The organism is Kocuria kalidii, from assembly GCF_044462225.1.
Lineage (GTDB): Bacteria > Actinomycetota > Actinomycetes > Actinomycetales > Micrococcaceae > Kocuria > Kocuria kalidii.
Genome location: NZ_JBISWJ010000086.1, coordinates 1 through 22,858 on the forward strand (window position 1 = coordinate 1; position 22,858 = coordinate 22,858).

A 22,858-nucleotide genomic window follows, 5' to 3' on the forward strand; every position below is an offset into this window, starting at 1 on the left:
CCGCCGCGGGATCCCGCGCCCGGGGCGCGGGACGCGGGACGGGTCAGGGGCGCGGCTTCTCGCGCATCTCCCACGTCTCGATGAGGTCGCCCTCGTGGATGTCGTTGAAGGAGCCGAGCCCGATGCCGCACTCGTAGCCCTCGCGGACCTCGGTCGCGTCGTCCTTGAACCGGCGCAGCGAGTCGATCGTGAGGTTGTCCGCCACGACGTTGCCGTCCCGGACGAGCCGGGCCTTGCCGTTGCGGCGGATGGTGCCCTTGGTGATGTAGGCACCCGCGATGTTGCCCCACTTCGAGGACCGGTACACCTCGCGGATCTCGGCGGTGCCGAGCTCCACCTCCTCGAACTCCGGCTTGAGCATGCCCTTGAGCGCGCTCTCGACGTCGTCGATGGCGTTGTAGATCACCGAGTAGAACTTCATCTCGACGCCCTCGCGGTCGGCCAGTTCCGTCACGCGCTCGGCGGGACGGACGTTGAAGCCGATGATGATCGCGTTGTCCACGGTCGCCAGGTTGACGTCGTTCTGGGTGATCGCACCGACGCCGCGGTGGATGACGCGCAGCTGGACCTCCTCGCCCACGTCGATCTTGAGCAGCGAGTCCTCGAGCGCCTCGACGGCACCGGACACGTCGCCCTTGATGATGAGGTTGAGCGTGTCGATCTTGCCGGCGGCCACGGCCTCGTCGAAGGACTCGAGCGTGACGCGCTTGCGGCGCTTCGCGAGGAGGGCGTTGCGGTCGGCCGCCTGACGCTTCTCCGCGATCTGGCGCGCGGTGCGCTCCTCCGGGGTGGAGAGGAACGTGTCGCCCGCCCGGGGCACGGAGTCGAGGCCCAGCACCTGCACGGGGCGCGAGGGGCCCGCCTCCTCCACGGCCTGGCCGTTCTCGTTGAACATGGCGCGAACGCGGCCGTACGCGGCGCCGGCGACGATCGCGTCGCCGACGCGCAGCGTGCCGGACTGCACGAGCACGGTCGAGACCGCACCGCGGCCCTTGTCCAGGTTCGCCTCGATCGCCACGCCGCGGGCGTCCTTGTTCGGGTTCGCCGACAGCTCGAGCGCGCCGTCCGCGGTCAGCACGATCGCGTCCAGCAGGTCGTCGATGTTCAGGTTCGACAGGGCCGAGACGTCGACGAACATGCTGTCGCCGCCGTACTCCTCGGGGATCAGGCCGTACTCGGTGAGCTGGCCGCGGACCTTCTCCGGGTTGGCCCCGGGCTTGTCGATCTTGTTGACCGCGACCACGATCGGCACGCCGGCGGCCTGGGCGTGGTTGAGCGCCTCGACCGTCTGCGGCATGACGCCGTCGTCCGCGGCGACCACGAGCACCGCGATGTCCGTCACCTGCGCACCACGGGCACGCATGGCGGTGAACGCCTCGTGACCCGGGGTGTCGATGAAGGTGATCCGCCGCTCCTGGCCGTCGACCTCGGTCTCGATCTGGTAGGCGCCGATGTGCTGGGTGATGCCACCGGCCTCCCCCTCGATCACCTTCGTGTTGCGGATGGCGTCGAGCAGGCGGGTCTTGCCGTGGTCCACGTGACCCATGACGGTGACGACCGGCGGGCGGGCCTCGAGCACGTCCTCGCCCTCGGCCGCGGCCTCGGCCTCCAGGTCGATGTCGAAGGACTCGAAGAGCTCGCGCTCCTCGTCCTCCGGCGAGACCACCTGGATCCTGTAGCCGAGCTCCTCGCCGAGCAGCTGGAAGGTCTCCTCGTCGAGGGACTGCGTCTGCGTGGCCATCTCGCCGAGGTGGATGAGCACCGTGACGAGGGAGGCCGGGTTCGCGTTGATCTTCTCCGCGAAGTCCGTCAGGGACGCGCCGCGGCGCAGCCGCACGACCGTGTTGCCGTCGCCGTGGGGCACCGAGACGCCGCCGACGGACGGGGCCTTCATCTGCTCGAGCTCCTGGCGCTTCGCCCGCTTCGACTTGCGCTGCTTGCCGCGGGCACCGCCGCGCCCGAAGGCGCCCTGGGTGCCGCCGCGGCCGCCGCGGCCGGGGCCGCCGCCGGGACGGGAGAACCCGCCCCCGCCGCCACCGGGACCGCCGCGGCGGGGACCGGCGCCGCCGCCGGCCGGCCGCGCTCCGATCGGCGCCACGCCCGTGGTGTGACCGGGCATCATGTTCGGGCTGGGACGCGCCCCGCCGGGGCGGGGGCCGCCCTGGGGACGGGGCCCGGCCGGGCCCTGGCCCTGCGGACGGGGACCGCCCTGGCCCTGGCCCTGCGGACGGGGGCCGCCCTGGCGGTCGGGACGGCCCGAGCGCATGCCCTGCTGGGCGGCGAACGGGTTGTTGCCCGGACGGGGTCCGGCCGGGCGGGGAGCGCCCGGCCGCGGTGCGGCAGAACCGGGCCGGGGCGCGGGGCCACCGGGCCGCGGCGCGGCCGAACCCGGGCGGGGCGCGGAGCTGCGGCCCATGCCCTGCTGGCTGGCGAACGGGTTGTTCCCCGGGCGCGGGCCGGGACCGGGTGCCTTGGCTCCGGTCGAGGCGGGGCGCTGGGGCGCGCTCCGCTCCGGGGCCGAGGGCTGCTCGGCGGGCTTCTGCTCGGTCTGCTCGGGAGCCTTCTGCTCGGGAGCCTTCTCGGCGGGCCGGGCGGCAGCCTGGCCCGGGCCGGGCGCGGGGGTGCCGCTCCTGGTGCCCGCACCGGGCTTGGACGCCGGCTTGCCGGCCTTGGGGGCGGGCGGTGCCGCGGACGCCGGGCGGGCGGGGGCCGCGGCGGGCTTCTCCGGCCGGTCGGCGAAGGCGGACCGCAGTTTCTTGGCGACGGGCGGCTCGACGGTCGAGGACGCGCCTCGGACGAACTCACCCAGGGTCTGAAGCGTGGAAATCGCTTCCTTGGACGTTATTCCGAGCTCTTTAGCGAGCTCGTGAACGCGGGGCTTGGCCACTTCTCTCCTGTCTCGGTCCGCACCGAAACAGGTACGAACCACTTATTTTCCGTTGAGGCTCCCGGAGCGTCGGCCGTCGAGGACGGCGCGAGGTCGCGGGAGGCCGTTGGCAGAGCACAACGAAGCACTCATCGCTGGGCACTCATCGGTTTTCCATCGGTTCTCTGACTCGCTTTCCAGTTCTTCACCCGCGTGCGGACGTGGTCACCGGTCCGGTCGGACCGTGCGGGCTGCCGTCCGGGGACGGCTGTGGTCGGCACTCGTGCGCCCGGTCGCCGGGCCGGCCGTGAGGACAGCCAGGGCTTCCAGCTCGGGGGCGACCGTCTCCGTGTCCACAGGGGCCCGGAACGCACGCCGGAAGGCGCGTCGGCGCAGAGCCGAGTCCAGGCACTCGTGGGAGGGGTGGAGCCAGGCTCCACGGCCGCCGAGGCGGCCGTTCCGGTCGACCACGACCCGGGGGTCGCCGTCCGTCGGTTCGGTCGCCACGCGTACGAGCTGGTCAGGGTGTTCGGTGGACCGGCATCCGATGCACGTGCGACGGGAGTCTGCACTCACTCGTTCCGCACTCCTCGCCTCGCGCCGGGACGTCGGGGACGTCCCGTGCGGACCGGGGAGCCGGCACCGGACAGGGACCACCAACGGTCTGACCGCTGACCAGTCTATCCCGGGGACCGCCCTGCGCCGAAACCGGGCGCGTCCGGGCCGCACCGGGGCGGCTCGGACGGGACTCAGCCGCGACCGGCGGCCTTCGACTCCGGGACGATGTCGATCTTCCAGCCGGTGAGCTTCGCGGCCAGGCGGGCGTTCTGGCCCTCCTTGCCGATGGCCAGCGACAGCTGGCTGTCGGGGACGACGGCGCGGGACGAGCGGGCGCGCTCGTCGAGCACGGTCACCCGGGACACCTTGGCCGGGGACAGGGCGTTGGCGATGCACCGAGCGGGGTCGTCCGACCAGTCCACGATGTCGATCTTCTCGTCGTGCAGCTCGTTCATCACGGCGCGCACGCGGGAGCCCATCTCGCCGATGCACGCGCCCTTGGCGTTGATCCCGGACTGGGTGGCGCGCACGGCGAACTTCGTGCGGTGCCCGGCCTCGCGGGCGACCGCCATGATCTCCACGGTGCCGTCGGCGATCTCCGGCACCTCCATCTCGAACAGGCGGCGCACCAGGTCCGGGTGGGAGCGGGAGAGGGTGATGGACGGTCCCTTCATCCCGCGCTTGACCTCGACGACGTAGGCCCGGATGCGGGCGCCGTGGGGGTACTTCTCACCGGGGGCCTGCTCGTGCGGGGGCAGCACGCCCTCCACGGTGCCGAGGTCCACCTGCACCATGTGCGGGTGGTGGCCCTGCTGGATCTGCCCGGAGACGATCTCGCCCTCGCGGCCCTTGAAGTGGCCCAGGACGGCGTCGTCCTCGACGTCGCGCAGCCGCTGCAGGATGACCTGGCGTGCCGTCGAGGCGGCGATCCGCCCGAAGCCGGCCGGGGTGTCGTCGAACTCCCCGACGGCCGTGCCCTCGTCGTCGAGCTCCGGCGCCCAGATGGTCACGTGCCCGGTCCGGCGCTCGATCTCGGCGCGGGCCCCCGGGAGCGCGCCGGCGGTCTTGTGGTAGGCCAGCAGAAGGGCCTGCTCGATGGTGGGGATGAGCAGGTCCACGGGGATGTCGCGCTCACGCTCCAGCAGTCGGAGGGTGCTCATATCGATGTCCATGTCCGGCCTTCCTCACATGTCGACCCCGGGAACGGGACGGCGCGCCGTCGGGGATGACGGGGCGCCGGCACGGGTCCCGCTCGCACACTGGTCGTTGCACTCGGTTGTCGTCGTGCCGCTGGCCGCGGCGCCGGTGGGCGCCGCGGCGTCAACGGCACATCCTACACTCGCACCGGGCGCGGGCGGGCCGCTCAGTCCGTGAACTCGACCTCCACCCTGGCCCGGCGCACGGCGTCGAAGGCCCAGCGCTCCGGGTCGAGCAACCGGGGCGGCATGCCCTTCTTCACCTGGTGGCTGCGCTGCAGGAGGACGCCGCCCTCGTCCACCTCGAGCAGGCGTGCGGTGAACTTCTCCCCTTCCAGCGGGGTGACGCGCACCAGCCGGCCGATCGAGCGCCGCCAGTGCCGTGGCTCGGCGAGCTCCCGGGTGGCCCCCGGGGAGGACACCTCCAGCTCGTAGGCCGAGCCCGGCACGGGGTCCGTGCGGTCGAGGACGTCGGACACCGCGCGGGCGACCTCGGCGATCCGGTCGATGTCCACGCTGTCGGTGCGGTCCTCCGGGAGGTCCACCAGCACCTGGAGCACGAGACCGGTGCCGCCGGGCTTGAGGGCGACGTCCTCCAGGACCAGTCCTGCCCCCTCCACCGCCGGGCCGATCAGCCCGGCCAGTCGGCGGCGGTCGTCGGGTCCGGGGGTGCTGTGCTCGCTCACGGGGTCTCCTCGTGCTCTCGGGTCGGTCGGGCTCGGTCCTGGAGATCCTATGATGAACGCGACCCCCCGCTCTCCCCGTTCCCGCCCAGGAGTTCCCCGGTGACCGTTCCCCGCACGCCCGCCGGCCGGGTGCTCCCCGTGCTGCTGGGACTCCTGCTGGCGACCGGGGCCGCCGGTGCGTGGTGGCTCGACGGTGCCCGGCCGGTGCCCCCCGACGAGATCGCGCGCGCCGACGCGTGGCTGCGCACGGAGGCCGTGCTCGACGGTCCGCCCCTGGGCTCGGCGCCCGCCGCCGCCCGCGAGGCCCTGCGCGCGGACCTGGCCCGGCAGCTCGAGGCCCTCGGGCCCGCACCGGAGGAACGCGAGCGCGCCGCCGTCCGCGAGCAGCGCCCCTCCCCCGAGGACGCCGGGGAGCCGGCGTCCTCGGCGTCCGCCGCGCTCCGCGTCTCCGCCACGGCGCTGACCGAGGCCGCCCTGACCGCGGAGGACCCCGCCCTGGCTCGGGTGCTCGCCGCCGCGGCGGCGTCGCGCGCGACGTCGGCCCGGCAGCTCGACGGGCCCCCGGGACCGGACGGCGCCGCGCTGTGCGACGCGGGTTCCGACGCGGCACCCGGGGCGGACGCGGCACCCGGGGCGGAGACCGCTCCCGGCGGGACGACCGTTCCCGGCACGGTGCTGTGGTCGGCGCTGGACCGCACCGGCTACCTCCTCGAGGCCCTGGCCGCCCGCGCCGGGGCGGCCCCGACCGGCGGGGTCCCCGCCGAGCTGCTGGAGCAGGGGCGGGAGGACGTCGAGGAGCTCCTGGAGGTCCCGGCCGCCCGGCAGGTCCTCGAAACGGACCCCGGGCTGCCGGCGGGAGCCTACGTCCTGCCGGACGACGCGACCGAGCACCCCGGCCGGGCCGCGGACACGGCGGCCCGGGACGTGCAGGAGTCCGCCGCGCACGTGCTGGGCCGCGGGGACGCCGGCGCGCGGTGCTGGGCGGTCGTCGCGCTGGAGCGAGCGACCGGGTTCCGGGCCGCGCTCACCGGGGAGGTCGACGCCCTGCCCGGCGTCGTCCGCGAGGACACGACGCGGTGACACACCCCAGGGCCGCTGCCGGGCGGCTCACGCTCCCCGCAGGACGTCCAGGCCCAGCTTCAGGATGAGCAGCGAGACCACGCTCAGGAACACGACCCGGATGAATCGGTTGCCGCGGGCCACGGCCGTGCGCGCCCCGAGGTAGCCGCCCACCATGTTGGACAGGCCCAGCACGAGGCCCAGCCCCCACAGCACCGAGCCGTGCCCGAAGAAGAACACGAGTGCGCCCACGTTGGTCGCGAGGTTGACGATCTTCGCCTTCGCGCTCGCGGCCAGGAAGCTGTAGCCCAGCAGCGTGATCATGGCGATCACCAGGAAGGAGCCCGTCCCCGGGCCCATCACGCCGTCGTAGAAGCCGATGACGGTGCCGATCACCATGGCGGTCCCGTAGTGCCGCGCCCCGGTGTGGCGCAGCTCGGTGAGCTGGCCGACGGTCGGCTGCGCGACGGTGAACAGGAGCACCGCCACCAGCGCGGCCAGGATGATGGGCCGGAACACCTCCTCGGGCAGCGACGCCGCGAGGGCGGCCCCGCCGAAGCTGCCGACCAGGGCGACCCCGGCCATGGGCAGGGCCGTGCGCAGGTCCGGGGACGTGCGGCGGTAGAACGTCAGCGCGCTCGTGGCCGTGCCGAACACGGAGCCCATCTTGTTGGTGGCCAGGGCCTGGACCGGGCTGATCCCGGGCACCATCAGCACCACGGGCAGCTGCAGCAGTCCGCCGCCGCCGACCACGGCGTCGATGAACCCGGCGGCGAGTCCTGCCACGACCAGCAGGGCCACGACCTCGGGCCCGGCCTGCTCGAGGCCGGAGGCCCCCAGCCAGGCCTCGACCTGGTCCACGGGCTCAGCCGCGCACGGCTGCGGAGACCACCGCCGCGACGTCGTCCCGAGCCACGTCCTCGCTCGCCCCGCTCGCGCGGTCCTTGAGCTCCAGGAGTCCGTCCTTGAGCCCCCGGCCGACCACCAGGACGGTGGGCACGCCGAGCAGCTCGGCGTCGCCGAACTTCACGCCCGGGGACACCTTGGGCCGGTCGTCGAAGAGCACCTCGATCCCCTCGGCCTCGAGCTCGGCCACGATCTTCTCGGCCTCCTCGAGCACCTCGGGGCCCTTGCCCGTCGCCACCACGTGGACGTCGGCGGGGGCGACCTGGCGCGGCCAGAGCAGTCCCTTGTCGTCGTGGTAGGCCTCGGCCAGCGCGGCCACGGCGCGCGTGACCCCGATGCCGTAGGAGCCCATGGTCACGGTGACGAGCTTGCCGTTGCGGTCCAGGACCTTCAGCCCGAGCGCCTCGGCGTACTTGCGGCCCAGCTGGAAGATGTGGCCCATCTCGATGCCGCGCGCGGCCTCCAGCGGACCGGAGCCGTCCGGCGCGGGGTCCCCCTCCCGGACCTCGGCGCACTCGAGGACGCCGTCCCACGCGAAGTCGCGCCCGGCCGTGAGGTCGTAGACGTGCTTGCCGGCCACGTTGGCGCCGGTGACCCAGCGGGTTCCGCGGACCACCCGCGGGTCCACGAAGAACGGGATGCCGGTCGAGGACTCCTCGCCGAGCACGGCCTGGTCGAGGGCCAGGCCGGGGCCGATGTAGCCCTTCACGAGCAGCGGGCAGCTGCGCAGGTCCTCGTCGGTGGCCTGCTCGACCAGCAGCTCTCCCGAGACCTCCAGGGCGGCGCCGACGCCGGCCTCGATCCGCTTGAGGTCCACTCCGCGGTCCCCGGGCAGGCCGACCGCCACGAGCCGGCGCTCGCCGTCGGGCAGGACGACGGCCAGCACCACGTTCTTGAGCGTGTCGGAGGCCGTCCAGGGGCCCTCCTCCCGGGGGTGCAGCTCGTTGGACCGCTCCACGAGCGTGGCGATCGTGGGGCTGTGCGGGGTGTCGAGCACGCGCGCCTCGGGGAGCCCGTCGACGTCGCGCTCCTCGGGCACCACCGTGCTGACCGCCTCGACGTTTGCCGCGTAGCCGCCCGCCGAGCGCACAAACGTGTCCTCGCCGATGTCCGTGGGGTGCAGGAACTCCTCCGAGCGGGACCCGCCCATGGCCCCGGACTGCGCGGAGACGGCGACCACGGGCAGGCCGAGGCGCTCGAAGATCCGGACGTAGGCCTCGCGGTGCTGGGTGTACGACGCGTCGAGGCCGGCGTCGTCGACGTCGAAGGAGTAGGAGTCCTTCATGACGAACTCGCGCCCGCGCAGCAGGCCGGCACGGGGCCGGGCCTCGTCCCGGTACTTCGCCTGGATCTGGTAGAGCATCACCGGCAGGTCCTTGTACGAGGAGTACAGGTCCTTCACGAGCAGCGTGAACATCTCCTCGTGCGTGGGCGCCAGGAGGTAGTCGGCCTCCTTGCGGTCCTTGAGGCGGAAGAGGTTCTCGCCGTACTCCGTCCACCGGTTGGTGACCTCGTAGGGCTCGCGCGGCAGCAGCGCCGGGAAGTGCACCTCCTGGGCCCCGATCGCCCCCATCTCCTCGCGCACCACCTGCTCGACCTTCCCGAGCACCCGCAGGCCCATCGGCAGCCAGGTGTAGATGCCGGGGGCGGCCCGGCGGATGTAGCCGGCCCGGACGAGCAGCTTGTGGCTGTCCACCTCGGCGTCGACCGGGTCTTCGCGGAGGGTCCGCAGGAACAGGGAGGAGAGGCGCAGCGCCACGTGGGCTCCGTTTCTCCCGGGGAGCGCGGTGAGCTACGACCGGGCCCGGGGCGTCGAGAGGGTGCGCGGCACCGACGGCGCCGCTGATTCCGGTCAAATCTACACCCCCCGTCCGGGGGCCCGCGCCGGGGGTCGTTCCCCCGGGAGGCTCAGAGCAGCACGGTGGCGAACGTCCCGACCCGCTCGAAGCCGACCCGCCGGTAGGTGGCCAGCGCCCGGACGTTGTAGTCGTTGACGTAGAGGCTGACCACCGGGGTGCGCACGCGGGCCAGGCGCACGGCGGCGGCCATGCAGGGCACGGCCAGGCCCCGGCCTCGGTGGGCCGGGTCGACCCACACGCCCTGCACCTGGGCCACGCCGCGGGCCACCGAACCGAGGTCGGCCTTGAACACGACGCGGCCCCGGTCGTCGGTGAGCACGAGGCAGCGACCGGCCTCGACGAGCGCGGAGACCCGGTCCCGGTAGCCGCGGCCACCGCCCGTGTACGGGGAGTAGCCGACCTCCTCCTCGAACATGGCGGCGCTCGCGGGGAGCAGGGCCGGGAGATCCCCGGAGGTCGCGACGCGGACCCCGGGGTGCGGGGCGGGCTCCGGGTCGCGGTCGATCGCCAGCAGGGGCTGGACGGGGCGCAGGTCGAAGGGCCGGGGCCAGGAGCGCTCCACCCGGGACCACAGCCCCAGCACGAGCTCGGCGGGACCGAACAGCGAGGCGTGCCGCGACCCGCCCCGCCGCAGGTGCCCGCCGACGAGGTCGAGTCCCGGGGCGTCCAGGGCCACGGGCACCACGTTGGTGCCCACCCAGCAGGCGCCGGTCAGCTCTCCGTCGGGTCCGGCCGTCCCGACCACCGGCGGGGTCCGCGACCCCCTGCCCTCGCGGTAGGTCTCGACGTGGGCCGCGACGAAGGCATGGGCGACGGGGTCGGACCCGAGCAGCCGGTCCAGCTGGGCCGGATCGACCTCCCCCGCCGGCACCAGCCGCGGCACCGTCCTCCGCTGCGTCCTCAACCGCTCGTCACCGGCCCGTCAGCTGACGCTCACGACGGGGCTGCCCGCCGTGCTCTCCCCGTTCTCGTCCGTCTCCATCTCGGCGGCGATGCGGTTGGCCTCCTCGATCAGCGTCTCCACGATCAGGTCCTCGGGAACGGTCTTCACGACCTCGCCCTTGACGAAGATCTGGCCCTTGCCGTTGCCGGAGGCCACGCCCAGGTCGGCCTCGCGCGCCTCGCCGGGACCGTTGACCACGCAGCCCATCACGGCCACCCGCAGCGGGACGGTGAGGCCCTCGAGGCCCGCCGTGACCTCGTCCGCGAGGGTGTAGACGTCCACCTGCGCACGACCGCACGAGGGGCAGGAGACGATCTCGAGCTTGCGCGGGCGCAGGCCCAGGGACTGCAGGATCTGGTTGCCGACCTTGACCTCCTCGACCGGCGGAGCCGAGAGCGAGACCCGGATGGTGTCGCCGATGCCCTGGGAGAGCAGGGCGCCGAAGGCGGTGGCGGACTTGATGGTGCCCTGGAAGGCCGGACCGGCCTCGGTCACGCCGAGGTGCAGGGGCCAGTCGCCGCGCTCGGCGAGCAGCTGGTAGGCCCGCACCATGGTGACCGGGTCGTTGTGCTTGACCGAGATCTTGAAGTCGTGGAAGTCGTGCTCCTCGAACAGGGACGCCTCCCACACCGCGGACTCCACGAGGGCCTCCGGGGTGGCCTTGCCGTACTTGTCCATGATCCGCTGGTCGAGCGAGCCCGCGTTCACGCCGATCCGGACGGACACCCCGGCGGCCTTGGCCTCGCGGGCGATCTGGGCGACCTGGTCGTCGAACTTGCGGATGTTGCCCGGGTTCACGCGCACGGCCGCGCACCCGGCCTCGATGGCCGCGTAGACGTACTTCGGCTGGAAGTGGATGTCCGCGATCACCGGTATCGGGGACTTCATCGCGATGATCGGCAGGGCGTCGGCGTCGTCCTGGGACGGGCAGGCCACCCGCACGATGTCGCAGCCGGTGGCGTTGAGCTCGGCGATCTGCTGCAGGGTGGCGTTGATGTCCGTCGTGGGGGTGGTCGTCATGGACTGCACGCTCACCGGCGAGTCGGAGCCGACGCCCACGGACCCGACCCGGATCTGCCGGGTCCTCCGGCGCGGGGAGAGGACGGGCTGGGGCGCGGCGGGCATGCCGAGGCTGACCGGGGTCAAGGAGTTCCTCCGAGGAATTCGAGGGCAGGAGCTGGAGCGGTGGCGCCGGGACCGGAAACCGGGCCCGTCGCCGGTACCCATTGTGCCCCATGCTCCCGGCCGGTCCCCGGGAGCCGCCCGGGGTTCCGCCCTGGCCGAACGGACGACCGGCCCGGCCGGCGGCTCAGAACAGGCGGACCGGCTCGACGATGTCGGCGTAGATCAGCAGGACGGACATCCCGATCATCAGCACCGCGACGGCGTAGGTCGCCGGCAGCAGCCGGGCGGGGTCGAACGGGCCCGGATCGCGGTGCCCGAGCAGCCGGGCACTCCCCCGGCGCAGCGCCTCCCACAGCGCCCCGGCGACGTGCCCGCCGTCCAGCGGCAGCAGGGGAAGCAGGTTGAACACGAACAGCGCCAGGTTCACGGAGCCGACGAGCCCCACCAGGGAGGCCGCCTTGTCCCGCAGCGTGATCTCCTCGTGCGCGGCGATCTCCCCCGAGATCCGGCCGACCCCCACCACGGAGATCGGCCCGTCCGGGTCCCGCGGCGCGTCCGAGAACGCCGCCTCCGCGACCTCGTACACGCGCTGGGGCAGGTGCAGGACCACCCCGGCGATCTGCTGCAGGCCGTCGAGCACCGCTCCGGGCACCGCGGTCAGCGGCTGCCGGACGGGCTCGGCCGTGGGGCTGATCCCGATGAACCCGACCTCCTCGTAGCGCGGGGTGCCGTCCTCCCCGGTCACGGCCGTGCCGTCGTCGTCCAGCACGGGCCGGGCGGTGAGGATCGGGGTGAGGTCGGTGCGCACGGTCGCCCCGTCCCGTTCCACCAGCAGGGGGACCCGTTCCCCGGCACGGTCGCGGATGCGCCCGGTGAGCTCGTCCCACGAGGCGACCGGGGCGCCGTCGACGGACGTGACGACGTCCCCGGGGCGCAGCCCGGCGGCGTTGGCCGGGGCCCGCGGGTCCCCCGGGCGGCACTCGGTCTGTCCGTCCGTCTGCCGCTCGGCGGGGACCACGCACTCGGACACCCACGCGACGGTCGTGGTGGGCGTCGCGGTGCCGAAGCCGGAGAGCAGCACGGCCAGGCACAGGGTCCCGAGCAGCAGGTTCATCACCGGGCCGCCGAGCATGATGACGATCCGCTTCCACACGGGCAGGCGGTAGAACACGCGGTCCTCGTCGCCGGGGGCGAGCTGCCCGGCCGCGGCGCCGCGCGCCTCCGAAGCCAGCTGCTGCAGCACCCCGGTGCTCGAGGAGCGGGCCTGCGCGCCCGCACGCACCGGCGGGTACATCCCCACCATGGAGATGTAGCCGCCCAGCGGGACCGCCTTGAGCCCGTACTCCGTCTCGCCCCGCCGGCGGGAGAACACGGTGCGCCCGAAGCCGACCATGTACTGCGTGACCCGCACCCCGAAGAGCTTGGCCGGCACCAGGTGGCCGATCTCGTGCAGGGCGATCGAGACCGCGATGGCGACGGCGGCGAGCAGCACGCCCACGAGGAACAGCACGACGCCCATCCGTGGGACCTCCCGGGATCGTCGACGGTCCCCGGCGGGCGCCGGGGACGGCGGGACCGTGCGCTGTGCACGGCGAGAACCAGTGTGCACCACCATCCTGGGCGGCGCGTGGCAGCCGCACCGGTGCACGACGACGGCCGGCCGCCCCCGCGGGAGGCGGCCGGCCGTCGCGGGCCGTGCGGTGCGTCAGCGGCGGAGCATCTTCCGGGCCAGCCAGTTGCCGAAGAACTGCACCGACTGGACGAGCAGGATGATGACGGCCACCGCGGCCCACGTCACCTCGTCGTTGAACCGCTGGTAGCCCAGGCGCAGGGCGAAGTCGCCCAGGCCCCCGGCGCCGATGGCACCGGCCATCGCGGACATGTCCGTGATGCCGATGACGAGGAAGGTGTAGCCGAGCACCAGGGGCCCCAGCGCCTCGGGCAGGATCACCGTGGTGATGATCCTGAACCGGGACACGCCCATGGACCGCGCCGCCTCGACCACACCGGGGTCGACCCCCACCAGGTTCTGCTCCACGATGCGCGCGACCGCGAAGGTCGCCCCGATGGTCATCGCGAAGATCGCCGCGTTGGGGCCGAGCCGGGAGCCGACCACCGCGGTGGTCAGCGGTCCCAGGGCCGCGAGCAGGATGATGAACGGGATGGGCCGGACGAAGTTCACGAGCACGTTCAGCGCCGTGAAGACCACCCGGTTCTCCAGGATGCTGCCCCGCCGGGTGACGTACAGGCCCGTGCCCACGAGCAGGCCCAGGAGGCCCGCGAGCACCAGGGTCGCCGTGACCATGTACAGGGTCTCCCCGACGGCCTTGAGCAGTTCGGGTCCGAGGACCGACCAGTCCGTCATGCCGCCACCTCCCGCACGGTCGTGACCCGGGCGAGCTCGGCGACCACCTGGTCCACGGCGTCGTCGGCCCCCTGCAGCTCGAACGTGAGCGCGCCGAAGGACTGCTCCTGCAGCACGCTGATCCCCCCGAAGGCGATGGTGAAGCGCACGCCCCGGGTGACGCCGTCGGAGAGGATCCCGCCGATGTCGGTGTCGTCCCGGACGTCCACGGACACGAGCCGGCCGTGGTGGGTGCGCCGCAGCCGCTCCACCTCGTCCGGGCCGGGCTCGGTGTGCATGACCGACGAGACGAAGCGCCGTGCGGTCTGCGTGCTCGGCCGGGAGAACACCTCGGCCGTGCTGCCGTGCTCCACGACCCGCCCGTTCTCCATCACGGCCACGCGGTCGGCGATCGCGCGCACGACCTCCATCTCGTGGGTGATGAGCACGATCGTGATGCCCAGCTCCCGGTTGACCCGCTGCAGCACCTGCAGCACCTCCTGGGTGGTCTCCGGGTCCAGCGCGCTCGTCGACTCGTCGGCGAGCAGCAGCTTGGGGTTGGACGCCAGCGCACGGGCGATGCCCACGCGCTGCTTCTGCCCGCCCGACAGCTGCTCCGGGTAGTTGCGGGCCCGCTCGCTCAGGCCCACGAACTCGAGCAGCTCGGCGACCCGCTGCCGGCGCCGCTCCTTGGGCCAGCCGGCCCGCTTGAGCGGGTACTCGACGTTGCCCGCCACGGTCCTCGAGGTGAAGAGGTTGAACTGCTGGAAGATCATGCCGATGTCCCGGCGCAGCGACGCCAGCTGCGGCTCGGTGCGCCCGTCCACCCGGCGGCCGTCGACCTCCACGGTGCCGCTCGTCACCGGTTCGAGCCCGTTGATGAGGCGCACGAGCGTGGACTTGCCGGCGCCCGAGTAGCCGATCACGCCGAAGATCTCACCGCGGCGGATGTCGAGCGTGACGTCCTCCACGGCGGTGACCTCGCGGCGGGAGCGGCCGGTGCCGACCACGAAGGTCTTGCTCACCCCGGCGAACCGGACGATCGGATCCGCACCCGTCACTCCGACTGCCCCTGCAGGTCCTCGGCGTAGCGGGTGGTGATGTCCTCGAGCTCCTGCTGCTCGAGCTGCAGCGGCACCGCGGTGCCGTCGGTCTCGTTGGCCTCGGCCTCGAGCACGGCGGGGTCGTGGTAGAACCCGGCGACCTGCTGCAGGGTCTCGTCCTCGGCCCACTGCTCCTGGGCCGCGAAGAGGTTGACGTAGGCGCGGGCGCCCTCGCTGTCGGCGCCGTCCTCGAACAGCGCGTCGTCGGCGTCGAGTCCGGCGTCCGCGAGGAAGTCGTTGTTCACGATCGAGCCCTGGACGGAGTCCAGGGAGAGCACCGTCTGCTCGGCCGAGACCGGGGTGACGGAGACGGTGGAGTTCTCCTCGTCGATGTCGAACTCGGTCGGGGCCGTGGTCTCGGAGGTGAAGCGGATCAGGCCGGCCTCCTCCAGCACGAGCAGGCCGCGGGAGAGGTTGATCGAGTCGTTGGGCACGGCCACGGTGTCGCCCTCCTGGAACTGGTCCAAGGACGTGTACTCCTCCGAGTACAGTCCCAGCGGGTAGATCGAGGTCGAGCCGACCGGCGTGATGGTGTCCTCGGCGTTGTTGTTGTAGTCGGCGAGGAACGCGGGGTGCTGGAACCAGTTCAGGTCGATCTCCCCGCTGCTCAGGGCGGGGTTCGGCTGCTGGTAGTCGCTGAAGGAGACGTACTCGACGGTCACGCCGTTCTCCTCCGCCACCTGCTGCAGCGCCTCGTGGGTGGAGTTCTCGCCCACCACGCCGATGGTGACGACGCCGTCGTCGGCCGGGTTCTCGGCGCTGGTGCCGGATTCCCCGCCGCAGGCGGTGAGGGTGAGGCCGAGGGTGGTGGCCAGGGCGAAGAAGGTGAGGCGCTGCGATCGCATGTCGTGCCTTTCCGTGGGTCCGGGATGTCGGGGCTTCCCACCGGTGCATCACGGACGGCGGCCACGGTCGAGGGCACGCCGGAGGGCGGGTCCACGGTCGAACCGTACTTGCCGCCGGCCGTCGATGGCCGGTGCCGGATGGTTCACCTGGGGCACCCCACTACGGGAGAGGGTTGCCGCCCAGCAAGCCAGGGCTTCGCGCTGGGACTCGTCATCCGCCGGACACACTAGCACGTACGGCGGGACCAATCCGGGCCGGTCAGCGGGCCAGGACCTCGTGGGCGCGGCGCCGGGCCCAGCGCTCGGCCTCGAGCACCGCCTCGAGGTCCGGGCTGCCGGTCCCCTCGTGCTCGCCGAGCACCGTCTCGACCGTGTCCACGATGGACGGGAAGCGGATCCGGCCGTGGTGGAAGGCCTGCACCGCCTCCTCGTTGGCGGCGTTGAAGACCGCGGGGCACGTGCCGCCGCGCTCCCCCGCCGCCTTGATGAGGTCCACGGCGGGGAACGCCTGCCGGTCCAGCGGCTCGAAGGTCCACTCGGCGGCGCGCGTCCAGTCGCACGCCGGGGCCGCGCCGGGCACCCGGTGCGGCCAGGCCAGGCCCAGCGCGATGGGCAGGCGCATGTCGGGCGGCGAGGCCTGGGCGATCGTCGAGCCGTCCACGAACTGCACCATGGAGTGCACGACCGACTGCGGGTGGACCACCACGTCGATGCGCTCGAGCGGGACGTCGAAGAGCAGGTGCGCCTCGAGCACCTCGAGCGCCTTGTTCACCATGGAGGCCGAGTTGGTCGTGACCATCAGGCCCATGTCCCACGTCGGGTGGCGCAGCGCGTCCTGCGGGGTGACCGCTTCGAGCTCGGCCCGGGAGCGGCCGCGGAAGGGGCCGCCGGAGGCCGTCAGCACGAGCCGGTCCACCTCTCCGGCGGTGCCGCCGCGCAGCGCCTGCGCGAGGGCGGAGTGCTCGGAGTCCACGGGGATCAGCGCGTCCGGGTCCCCGGTGGCCGCCGCGGCCTCCTTGACGAGAGCCCCTCCGGCGATCAGCGACTCCTTGTTCGCCAGGGCGAGCTTGTGCCCGGCCCGCAGCGCCGCCAGCGTGGGGGCGAGTCCGATGGAGCCGGTGATCCCGTTGAGTACGAGGTCGGCGTCCGGGTGGGCCGCGGCCGCCGATGCCGCATCGGGTCCGTGCAGGACGTCCGGGCGGTAGTCCGTGGCCCCGGCGGCCGACGCGCACTCCGCGATCAGCCGTGCCAGCCGGGCCGCGTCCCGGCCGGTCCCGCTCGTCGCCACGAGGGCCGCGCGGGTCTCGACGGCCTGCTCCGCCAGCAGCTCCGGGTGGCGCCCCCCGGCCGCGAGCGCGACCACGGTGAACGGGGCCGCGCCGTCGAGCTCACGGACGGCCCGCACGACGTCGAGCGCCTGCGTGCCGATCGAGCCCGTCGAACCGAGGACGCTGATCCGGCGGGGGCCGGCGGCGGCGAGCGCGCGCAGCTCGGGCGTGGAGCGGGTGCGGGGCGAGGAGGCGGGGGCTGTCATGGCCCCAGTATCTCCCAGTGCCGAGGGGTCGCCGGCCCGCCGCAGGACCGGGTACGACGAAGGCCCCACCCACCGTCTCCGGTGAGTGGGGCCTCGACACCCGCTGGGAGTCCGATCAGTGGGCGCGGCCCTTGCGGCCGGTGATGAGGCCCCAGATGAACAGCACGATGAGCGCACCGACGATCGCGGTGATCCAGGTGCCCAGGTCCCAGAAGCTGTCGATGCTGCCGATGCCGATCAGCGAGCCGATGAAGCCTCCGAGGAGGGCTCCGACGATGCCGAGGATCATGGTGACGATGATGCCGCCACCCTGGTTGCCCGGCATGATGAGCTTGGCGAGGGCGCCGGCGATGAGGCCGAGGACGATCCAACCGAGAATTCCCATGACTGCTCCTTATCCGTCCCGGGAGGGACTTTCATTGTACGCAACCGGTGAGTATCCCTGGAATACCCTGACGTTGCTTCTGAACCCACCCTAACCGACGGTCAGCCACCTGTCTTTTTACTTTCGGGAATTCTCGGCCGTGTCGGGAACGCGAACCGGCCCGCCCGGGGAGCCGTGGCTCCGGGCGGGCCGGGAGTCGCTCCAGGTGGGAGCGGGGAGGACGTCAGTGGGCGACGGGCTTCTCCGCACCGATGCCTGTGAGGGAGCGCACCTCCATCTCGGACTGCTTGACCGGGTCCTCGAGACGGCGCTCCGTCATGGAGCCGATGAAGCCGAGGAGGAAGGAGGCCGGGATCGAGACGATGCCCGGGTTCTGCAGCGGGAACCACGCGAAGTCGGCCGTCGGGATCATCGACGTCTCGGTGCCGGACATGACCGGGGAGAAGATGATGAGCCCCACCGACATGATCAGGCCGCCGTACATGGACCAGACCGCGCCGCGGGTGGTGAAGCGCCGCCAGTACAGGGAGTACAGGATGGTCGGCAGGTTCGCCGAGGCCGCGACCGCGAAGGCGAGCGCCACGAGGAACGCGACGTTCTGGCCCTGCGCACCGATGCCGCCCGCGATGGAGACGAGGCCGATGACCACCACCGTGGTCTTGGCGACCCTGAGCTCCTTGCGGGGGTCGGAGTCGCCCTTCTTGATGACGCTGGTGTAGATGTCGTGGGCGAACGAGGCCGAGGCCGTGATGGCCAGGCCCGCGACGACCGCGAGGATCGTGGCGAAGGCCACCGCCGCGATGATGCCCATCAGCAGCGAACCGCCCAGCTCGAACGCCAGCAGCGGGGCCGCGGAGTTCACGCCGCCGGGCGCCGCCTGGATCCGCTCGGCGCCGATGAGGGCCGCCGCACCGAAGCCGAGGATGAGGGTGAACAGGTAGAACAGGCCGATGAGCCCGATCGCCCAGACCACCGAGGTGCGGGCCTCCTTGGCCGTGGGCACCGTGTAGAAGCGCATCAGCACGTGGGGCAGGCCCGCGGCGCCGAAGACGAGGGCGAGGCCCAGGGAGATGAAGTCCAGCTTGCTGGTCTCCGTGGCCCCGTAGCGCAGGCCCGGCTCCAGGATGGCCGGGTTGCCGGAGACCGCGACCGCGTCACCGAGCAGCGAGGAGAAGTTGAAGCCGTACAGCGCCAGGATCCAGACGGTCATCACCGCCACGCCGGAGACGAGGAGCACGGCCTTGATGATCTGCACGTAGGTGGTGCCCTTCATCCCGCCCACGAGCACGTAGACGATCATCAGCGCGCCCACGACCACGATGACCAGCGACTGGCCCGTCCGGGATCCGATGCCGAGCAGCAGCGACACCAGCGCGCCGGCGCCGGCCATCTGGGCCAGCAGGTAGAACGCGGACACGGAGAGCGTGGAGATGGACGCCGCGACGCGCACGGGGCGCTGGCGCAGGCGGAACGACAGGACGTCGGCCATCGTGAACTTGCCGGTGTTGCGCAGGAGCTCGGCGATGAGCAGCAGAGCCACGAGCCAGGCCACGAGGAAGCCGATGGAGTACAGGAACCCGTCGTAGCCCTGGATGGCGATCGCGCCGACGATGCCCAGGAAGGACGCCGCCGAGAGGTAGTCACCCGCGATGGCGAGTCCGTTCTGGGTGCCGCTGAAGCCGCGGCCGCCGGCGTAGTAGTCGGCCGCCGTGGCCGTGGACTTGGAGGCCCGGAGGACGACCACCATCGTGACGACGACGAACGCGCCGAAGATGGAGATGTTGATCCATGGCGTGCCGACCGTTTCCGTGGTGGCGGTCGCCATGGGCGCGAGCGCGGAGTGCAGGGGGTTCATCGATCAGTTCTCCTGTCCGTGGGCGCCGCCGGTGGGGCCGAGGCTGGGCTCGAGGCGCTCTCGGATGGCCGTGGCTTTCGGGTCGAGCTTGCGGTTGGCGAAGGCCACGTAGGCGCCCGTGATCGCGAAGGTCGTGACGAACTGGAGCAGGCCCAGGATCACGCCCAGGTTGACGTTGCCGACGACCTGGATGGCGAACAGCTGCGGCACGTACATGGCGAGCACCACGTACAGCAGGTACCAGACCAGGAAGACGATCGCGAGCGGGAAGACGAAGCCGCGGTGGGTCTTCCGCAGCTCTTGGAACTCGGGCGACCGCTGGGCCGCGGGGAAGTCGACGTCGGCGACGAGCTCGTCGGCGTCGATGGGTGGCTGGTTGGACATGGGCTACCTCCTCATGTGATGTGGCCCACAGTAGGCCGTTGTATGCAGAGGGGCAAGATGAAACGCCGAATTGCTCACTCCGGAGGGTCCCGGACGACACGATCCCGTGTTTTTGGCCCAGCCCCGCTCCGGCATGTATACACAGTGGCGTCGGGTCGCCCGGTTCAGCGCAGCGCCAGGAGCAGCTCGACGGCACGGTCCAGGAAGGCGTCCACCTGTTGCTCCTCGTAGCTCCGCTCGCCCTGCGCCGGCGGGAACACGGCCCGCCGCAGCTCGGCCGGAGCGAGGGCGCCCGTGCCGTCGAGCCGGGCGCCGAGGCGCTCGCACAGCACGTCGACGTGGGCCGCGGAGTAGCCTTGGGCCCGCGGCCGGGAGGGGCGCCGGAAGCGCTGGGTGCGCGGCCGGTCGAGACGGTTCCGCAGGAGCGTTCCCAGGCCGTCCAGATGCTCCTGCCACGCCTCGGGACCGCGCGCACGCAGGAAGCGCTCCCGCTCGGCCGCCGCCAGCGCGTCCTCGGCCGCGTCCAGGACCTCGTCGACGGCTTCGGGCCGGTAGCCGCCCCGTGCGCCGCTGAAGACGGCCGCGCGCACCTGCGCGCTGACCACGGCGCCGGCCCGCTCCCCCGCCCCGGTGCCGTCCGGCGGGTCCTGCAGGGCCGCGTCCACGGCGGCCAGGAGCTCGTCCACCTCGGCCACGTCGTAGCCCCGCTCGACCTCGCCGCACCGCCGGATGCGGTCGGTGACCGGGCGGGTGCCTGCTCGTTCGGAGGTCATGGGCGGCAGATCCTGGGCGGTCCGGTCAGGCGCCCGCGGCGAACAGCTCGAAGAGCAGGTACCCGGCGGGCACGGCGAAGAGGATGGAGTCGATCCGGTCCATCACGCCGCCGTGGCCGGGCAGGAGCGTGCCCATGTCCTTGATCCCCAGCTCGCGCTTGACCATGGACTCGGAGAAGTCGCCGAGCGTCGCGGCGAAGACGAGGACGCCCGCCAGGACGGCGCCCTCCCACCAGGAGTGGTCGAGCAGCAGGACGGCGCACAGGATGCCGATGACCACGGAGCCGCCCAGGGAGCCGGCGAAGCCCTCCCAGGACTTCTTGGGACTGATCCGGGGCGCCATGGGGTGGCGTCCCCAGACGACCCCCACGGCGTAGCCGCACGTGTCCGAGCCGACGGCCAGCAGCATGACGGTGAGCACCTTCAGGGGCCCCGCCTCCGTGTGGTACAGCAGCAGCGCGATGCTGAGCAGGAAGCTCACCCACACCAGGGCGAAGACGGAGCCCATGATCGACAGGATCATGCCGTCCCGGTCCCCCAGCGCCCGCCACACGATCACGAGGGTCAGCCCCACGATCACGGCCATCATGAGCGCCTCGCCGCCGCCCGCGAAGGCGGCGACGGGCATGAGCACGCCGGCGGTCACCGCCGGGATCCGGGGGATGGCGATGCCGCGGAAGCGCAGCGACCGCCCGACCTCCCAGACGCCGATCCCGGCGGCCGTCCCGGCGAAGAGGGCCAGCACGAGGGGCTGGAAGAACAGGCCGACGAGGAGGGTCCCGATGAGCACCACGGCGACGCCCACCGCCGCCGGCAGGTTCCGGCCGGCCCGCGAGGGAGCGGTGTGCCGGCGCCCGGGGGTCGTGGCGGGCCCTCCCGCGCCGGGGGCCGACCGGGCACGGGAGGAGACGGCCTCCCCGGCGGGTCCCGGGGAAGCCGTCGCCTCCTGGTGCGGTCGTCGCGGGTCCGCCATCAGACCTGCAGCAGCTCGGCTTCCTTGTTCTTGAGCATCTCGTCGATCTGGTCGATGTGCTTCTTGGTCGCGGCGTCGAGATCCTTCTCGCCGCGCTTGCCCTCGTCCTCGCCGACGTCCCCGTCCTTGACGGTCTTCTCGATCTGGTCCTTGGCGTGCCGGCGGATGTTGCGCACGGAGACGCGGGCCTCCTCGGCCTTGTGCCCGACCACCTTGACGTACTCCTTGCGGCGCTCCTGCGTCAGCTCCGGCATGACCACGCGGATGACGTTGCCGTCGTTGGCGGGGTTGGCCCCGATGTCCGAGTTGCGCAGCGCCTTCTCGATGGCGGTGAGCGCCGACTTGTCGTACGGCGTGATGAGCAGCGTGCGGGCCTCCGGGTTCTGGAAGGAGGCGAGCTGCTGGAGCGGGGTGGGAGTGCCGTAGTACTCGACCAGCACGCTGGAGAAGAGCGACGGGTTGGCCCGGCCCGTGCGGATGGCGGCGAAGTCCTCCTTGGCGCCGTCCACGGCCTTGGCCATCTTCGTCTTCGCTTCGGACATGATGTCTGAGATCACGTAGGGGCTCCTTCGTCGTGTCGCACGGAGTCCTCCGCGCGGGGTCGGTGGGGCCGGTCGCCGCGCGGGGACCGCGCGGCCCGGCCGTGCTGGGCCCAGTCTAGCCGGGGGTCGTCCCGCGCCGGCTCACGCGGTGACGAGGGTGCCGATCTGCTCCCCGAGGAGGGCCCGGGTCACGTTGCCCTCCCCCTCCATGCCGAACACGCGCATCGTCACGTCGTTGTCGCGGCACAGGCTGAAGGCCGTCTGGTCCATGACGCGGATGTCGCGGGCCAGGGCCTCCCCGTAGGTCAGCGCGGACAGCCGCTGGGCGTCCGGGTTGGTGCGGGGGTCGGCCGTGTAGACGCCGTCCACCCCGTTCTTCGCCATGAGGACCTCGTCCGCGTGGACCTCGAGGGCGCGCTGCGCGGCCACGGTGTCCGTCGAGAAGTAGGGCAGCCCGGCGCCGGCGCCGAAGATCACGACGCGGTCCTTCTCCATGTGGCGGATGGCCCGGCGGGGGATGTACACCTCGGCCACCTGCTCCATCTTGATCGCGGACTGCACGCGGGTGTCGACCCCGCACTGCTCGAGGAAGTCCTGCAGGGCCAGGCAGTTCATGACGGTGCCGAGCATCCCCATGTAGTCGGCGCGGGAGCGGTCCATGCCGGCCTGGGAGAGCTCCGCGCCCCGGAAGAAGTTCCCGCCGCCGACGACGACCGCGGTCTCGACCTGCCCGACGGTGGCCGCGATCTGCTCGGCGATGTCCCGGACCACGCGGGTGTCCACCCCGATGGAGCCGCCGCCGAAGACCTCCCCGGAGAGCTTCAGCAGCACCCGGCGGCGCGTGGGGGCGACCCGCGGGTCCCGGCTCAGGCGCAGGGCTTCGTCCTTGATCTCGGACGCAGAAGTGGTGGGCATGGTTCCT

At 72.6% G+C, this 22,858-nt stretch carries 21 protein-coding genes and 1 riboswitch; of the genes, 1 reads left to right on the forward strand and 20 read right to left on the reverse strand.

Annotated features, from left to right (window positions below; genetic code table 11):
* Positions 1-43: 43 nt before the first annotated feature.
* The 4 genes from infB to ACH9D3_RS12775 form a co-directional block, all read right to left on the reverse strand.
* Entirely contained in the window at positions 44-2,887 is a 2,844-nt protein-coding gene (gene infB / locus ACH9D3_RS12760) for a translation initiation factor IF-2 (RefSeq protein ID WP_396411226.1), read from the reverse strand.
* A gap of 204 nt (positions 2,888-3,091) precedes the next feature.
* A complete protein-coding gene (locus tag ACH9D3_RS12765; RefSeq protein WP_396411227.1) occupies positions 3,092-3,595 on the reverse strand; it encodes a DUF448 domain-containing protein in 504 nt (167 codons plus the stop codon).
* A gap of 20 nt (positions 3,596-3,615) precedes the next feature.
* The gene (nusA, locus tag ACH9D3_RS12770) at positions 3,616-4,596 is read right to left on the reverse strand and encodes a transcription termination factor NusA (RefSeq protein WP_396398967.1); all 981 of its coding nucleotides are present in this window, start codon (positions 4,594-4,596) and stop codon (positions 3,616-3,618) included.
* 191 nt (positions 4,597-4,787) lie between these two features.
* Positions 4,788-5,306 (reverse strand): ribosome maturation factor RimP, encoded by a 519-nt coding sequence (locus ACH9D3_RS12775; RefSeq protein WP_396398968.1) that lies wholly within the window; start codon positions 5,304-5,306, stop codon positions 4,788-4,790.
* 99 nt (positions 5,307-5,405) lie between these two features.
* Between ACH9D3_RS12775 and ACH9D3_RS12780 the strand changes: the two genes are divergently transcribed.
* Positions 5,406-6,386 (forward strand): hypothetical protein, encoded by a 981-nt coding sequence (locus ACH9D3_RS12780; RefSeq protein ID WP_396411228.1) that lies wholly within the window; start codon positions 5,406-5,408, stop codon positions 6,384-6,386.
* Between the two features lie 27 nt (positions 6,387-6,413).
* On the opposite strand, the gene ACH9D3_RS12785 is transcribed toward ACH9D3_RS12780, so the two are convergent.
* The 16 genes from ACH9D3_RS12785 to pyrH all read right to left on the reverse strand — a co-directional run bounded on the left by ACH9D3_RS12785 (position 6,414) and on the right by pyrH (position 22,851).
* Positions 6,414-7,226, reverse strand: a complete 813-nt coding sequence (locus ACH9D3_RS12785; protein WP_396398970.1) for a TSUP family transporter — start codon at positions 7,224-7,226, stop codon at positions 6,414-6,416.
* Between the two features lie 4 nt (positions 7,227-7,230).
* On the reverse strand, positions 7,231-9,030 hold the full coding sequence (locus ACH9D3_RS12790; RefSeq protein ID WP_396411229.1) for a proline--tRNA ligase: 1,800 nt from the start codon (positions 9,028-9,030) through the stop codon (positions 7,231-7,233).
* Between the two features lie 149 nt (positions 9,031-9,179).
* On the reverse strand, positions 9,180-10,013 hold the full coding sequence (locus ACH9D3_RS12795) for a GNAT family N-acetyltransferase (protein WP_396411230.1): 834 nt from the start codon (positions 10,011-10,013) through the stop codon (positions 9,180-9,182).
* Positions 10,014-10,052: 39 nt separating this feature from the next.
* Positions 10,053-11,219 carry a flavodoxin-dependent (E)-4-hydroxy-3-methylbut-2-enyl-diphosphate synthase gene (gene ispG / locus ACH9D3_RS12800; protein ID WP_396398973.1) on the reverse strand — a complete coding sequence of 389 codons (1,167 nt, stop codon included), beginning with the start codon at positions 11,217-11,219 and terminating at the stop codon, positions 10,053-10,055.
* 163 nt (positions 11,220-11,382) lie between these two features.
* On the reverse strand, positions 11,383-12,717 hold the full coding sequence (locus tag ACH9D3_RS12805) for a site-2 protease family protein (protein ID WP_396411231.1): 1,335 nt from the start codon (positions 12,715-12,717) through the stop codon (positions 11,383-11,385).
* A 186-nt stretch (positions 12,718-12,903) separates the two neighbouring features.
* Complete coding sequence (locus tag ACH9D3_RS12810) at positions 12,904-13,563, reverse strand: methionine ABC transporter permease (RefSeq protein ID WP_396398975.1); 660 nt, start codon at positions 13,561-13,563, stop codon at positions 12,904-12,906.
* The gene (locus tag ACH9D3_RS12815) at positions 13,560-14,603 is read right to left on the reverse strand and encodes an ATP-binding cassette domain-containing protein (protein WP_396411232.1); all 1,044 of its coding nucleotides are present in this window, start codon (positions 14,601-14,603) and stop codon (positions 13,560-13,562) included. The genes ACH9D3_RS12810 and ACH9D3_RS12815 overlap by 4 nt, the downstream gene beginning before the upstream one ends.
* Complete coding sequence (locus tag ACH9D3_RS12820; RefSeq protein ID WP_396411233.1) at positions 14,600-15,490, reverse strand: MetQ/NlpA family ABC transporter substrate-binding protein; 891 nt, start codon at positions 15,488-15,490, stop codon at positions 14,600-14,602. Before ACH9D3_RS12820 ends, ACH9D3_RS12815 begins: the two co-directional genes overlap by 4 nt.
* 99 nt (positions 15,491-15,589) lie before the next feature.
* A riboswitch (SAM riboswitch) is annotated at positions 15,590-15,706 on the reverse strand.
* 43 nt (positions 15,707-15,749) lie between these two features.
* Positions 15,750-17,024 (reverse strand): 1-deoxy-D-xylulose-5-phosphate reductoisomerase, encoded by a 1,275-nt coding sequence (gene dxr / locus ACH9D3_RS12825; RefSeq protein ID WP_396411234.1) that lies wholly within the window; start codon positions 17,022-17,024, stop codon positions 15,750-15,752.
* A 115-nt stretch (positions 17,025-17,139) separates the two neighbouring features.
* Positions 17,140-17,409, reverse strand: a complete 270-nt coding sequence (locus tag ACH9D3_RS12830; protein WP_396411235.1) for a GlsB/YeaQ/YmgE family stress response membrane protein — start codon at positions 17,407-17,409, stop codon at positions 17,140-17,142.
* A 223-nt stretch (positions 17,410-17,632) separates the two neighbouring features.
* Complete coding sequence (locus ACH9D3_RS12835) at positions 17,633-19,264, reverse strand: sodium:solute symporter family transporter (protein WP_396411236.1); 1,632 nt, start codon at positions 19,262-19,264, stop codon at positions 17,633-17,635.
* 3 nt (positions 19,265-19,267) lie between these two features.
* Positions 19,268-19,648: a DUF485 domain-containing protein gene (locus tag ACH9D3_RS12840; protein ID WP_396398981.1), complete on the reverse strand. Its 381-nt coding sequence runs from the start codon at positions 19,646-19,648 to the stop codon at positions 19,268-19,270.
* A gap of 164 nt (positions 19,649-19,812) precedes the next feature.
* A complete protein-coding gene (locus ACH9D3_RS12845) occupies positions 19,813-20,421 on the reverse strand; it encodes a DivIVA domain-containing protein (RefSeq protein WP_396411237.1) in 609 nt (202 codons plus the stop codon).
* A 25-nt stretch (positions 20,422-20,446) separates the two neighbouring features.
* Positions 20,447-21,394, reverse strand: a complete 948-nt coding sequence (locus tag ACH9D3_RS12850; RefSeq protein WP_396411238.1) for a phosphatidate cytidylyltransferase — start codon at positions 21,392-21,394, stop codon at positions 20,447-20,449.
* Positions 21,394-21,951 carry a ribosome recycling factor gene (gene frr / locus ACH9D3_RS12855; RefSeq protein WP_396398984.1) on the reverse strand — a complete coding sequence of 186 codons (558 nt, stop codon included), beginning with the start codon at positions 21,949-21,951 and terminating at the stop codon, positions 21,394-21,396. The genes ACH9D3_RS12850 and frr overlap by 1 nt, the downstream gene beginning before the upstream one ends.
* Positions 21,952-22,077: 126 nt before the next feature.
* Positions 22,078-22,851, reverse strand: a complete 774-nt coding sequence (gene pyrH / locus ACH9D3_RS12860; RefSeq protein WP_396398985.1) for a UMP kinase — start codon at positions 22,849-22,851, stop codon at positions 22,078-22,080.
* Positions 22,852-22,858: the final 7 nt, after the last annotated feature.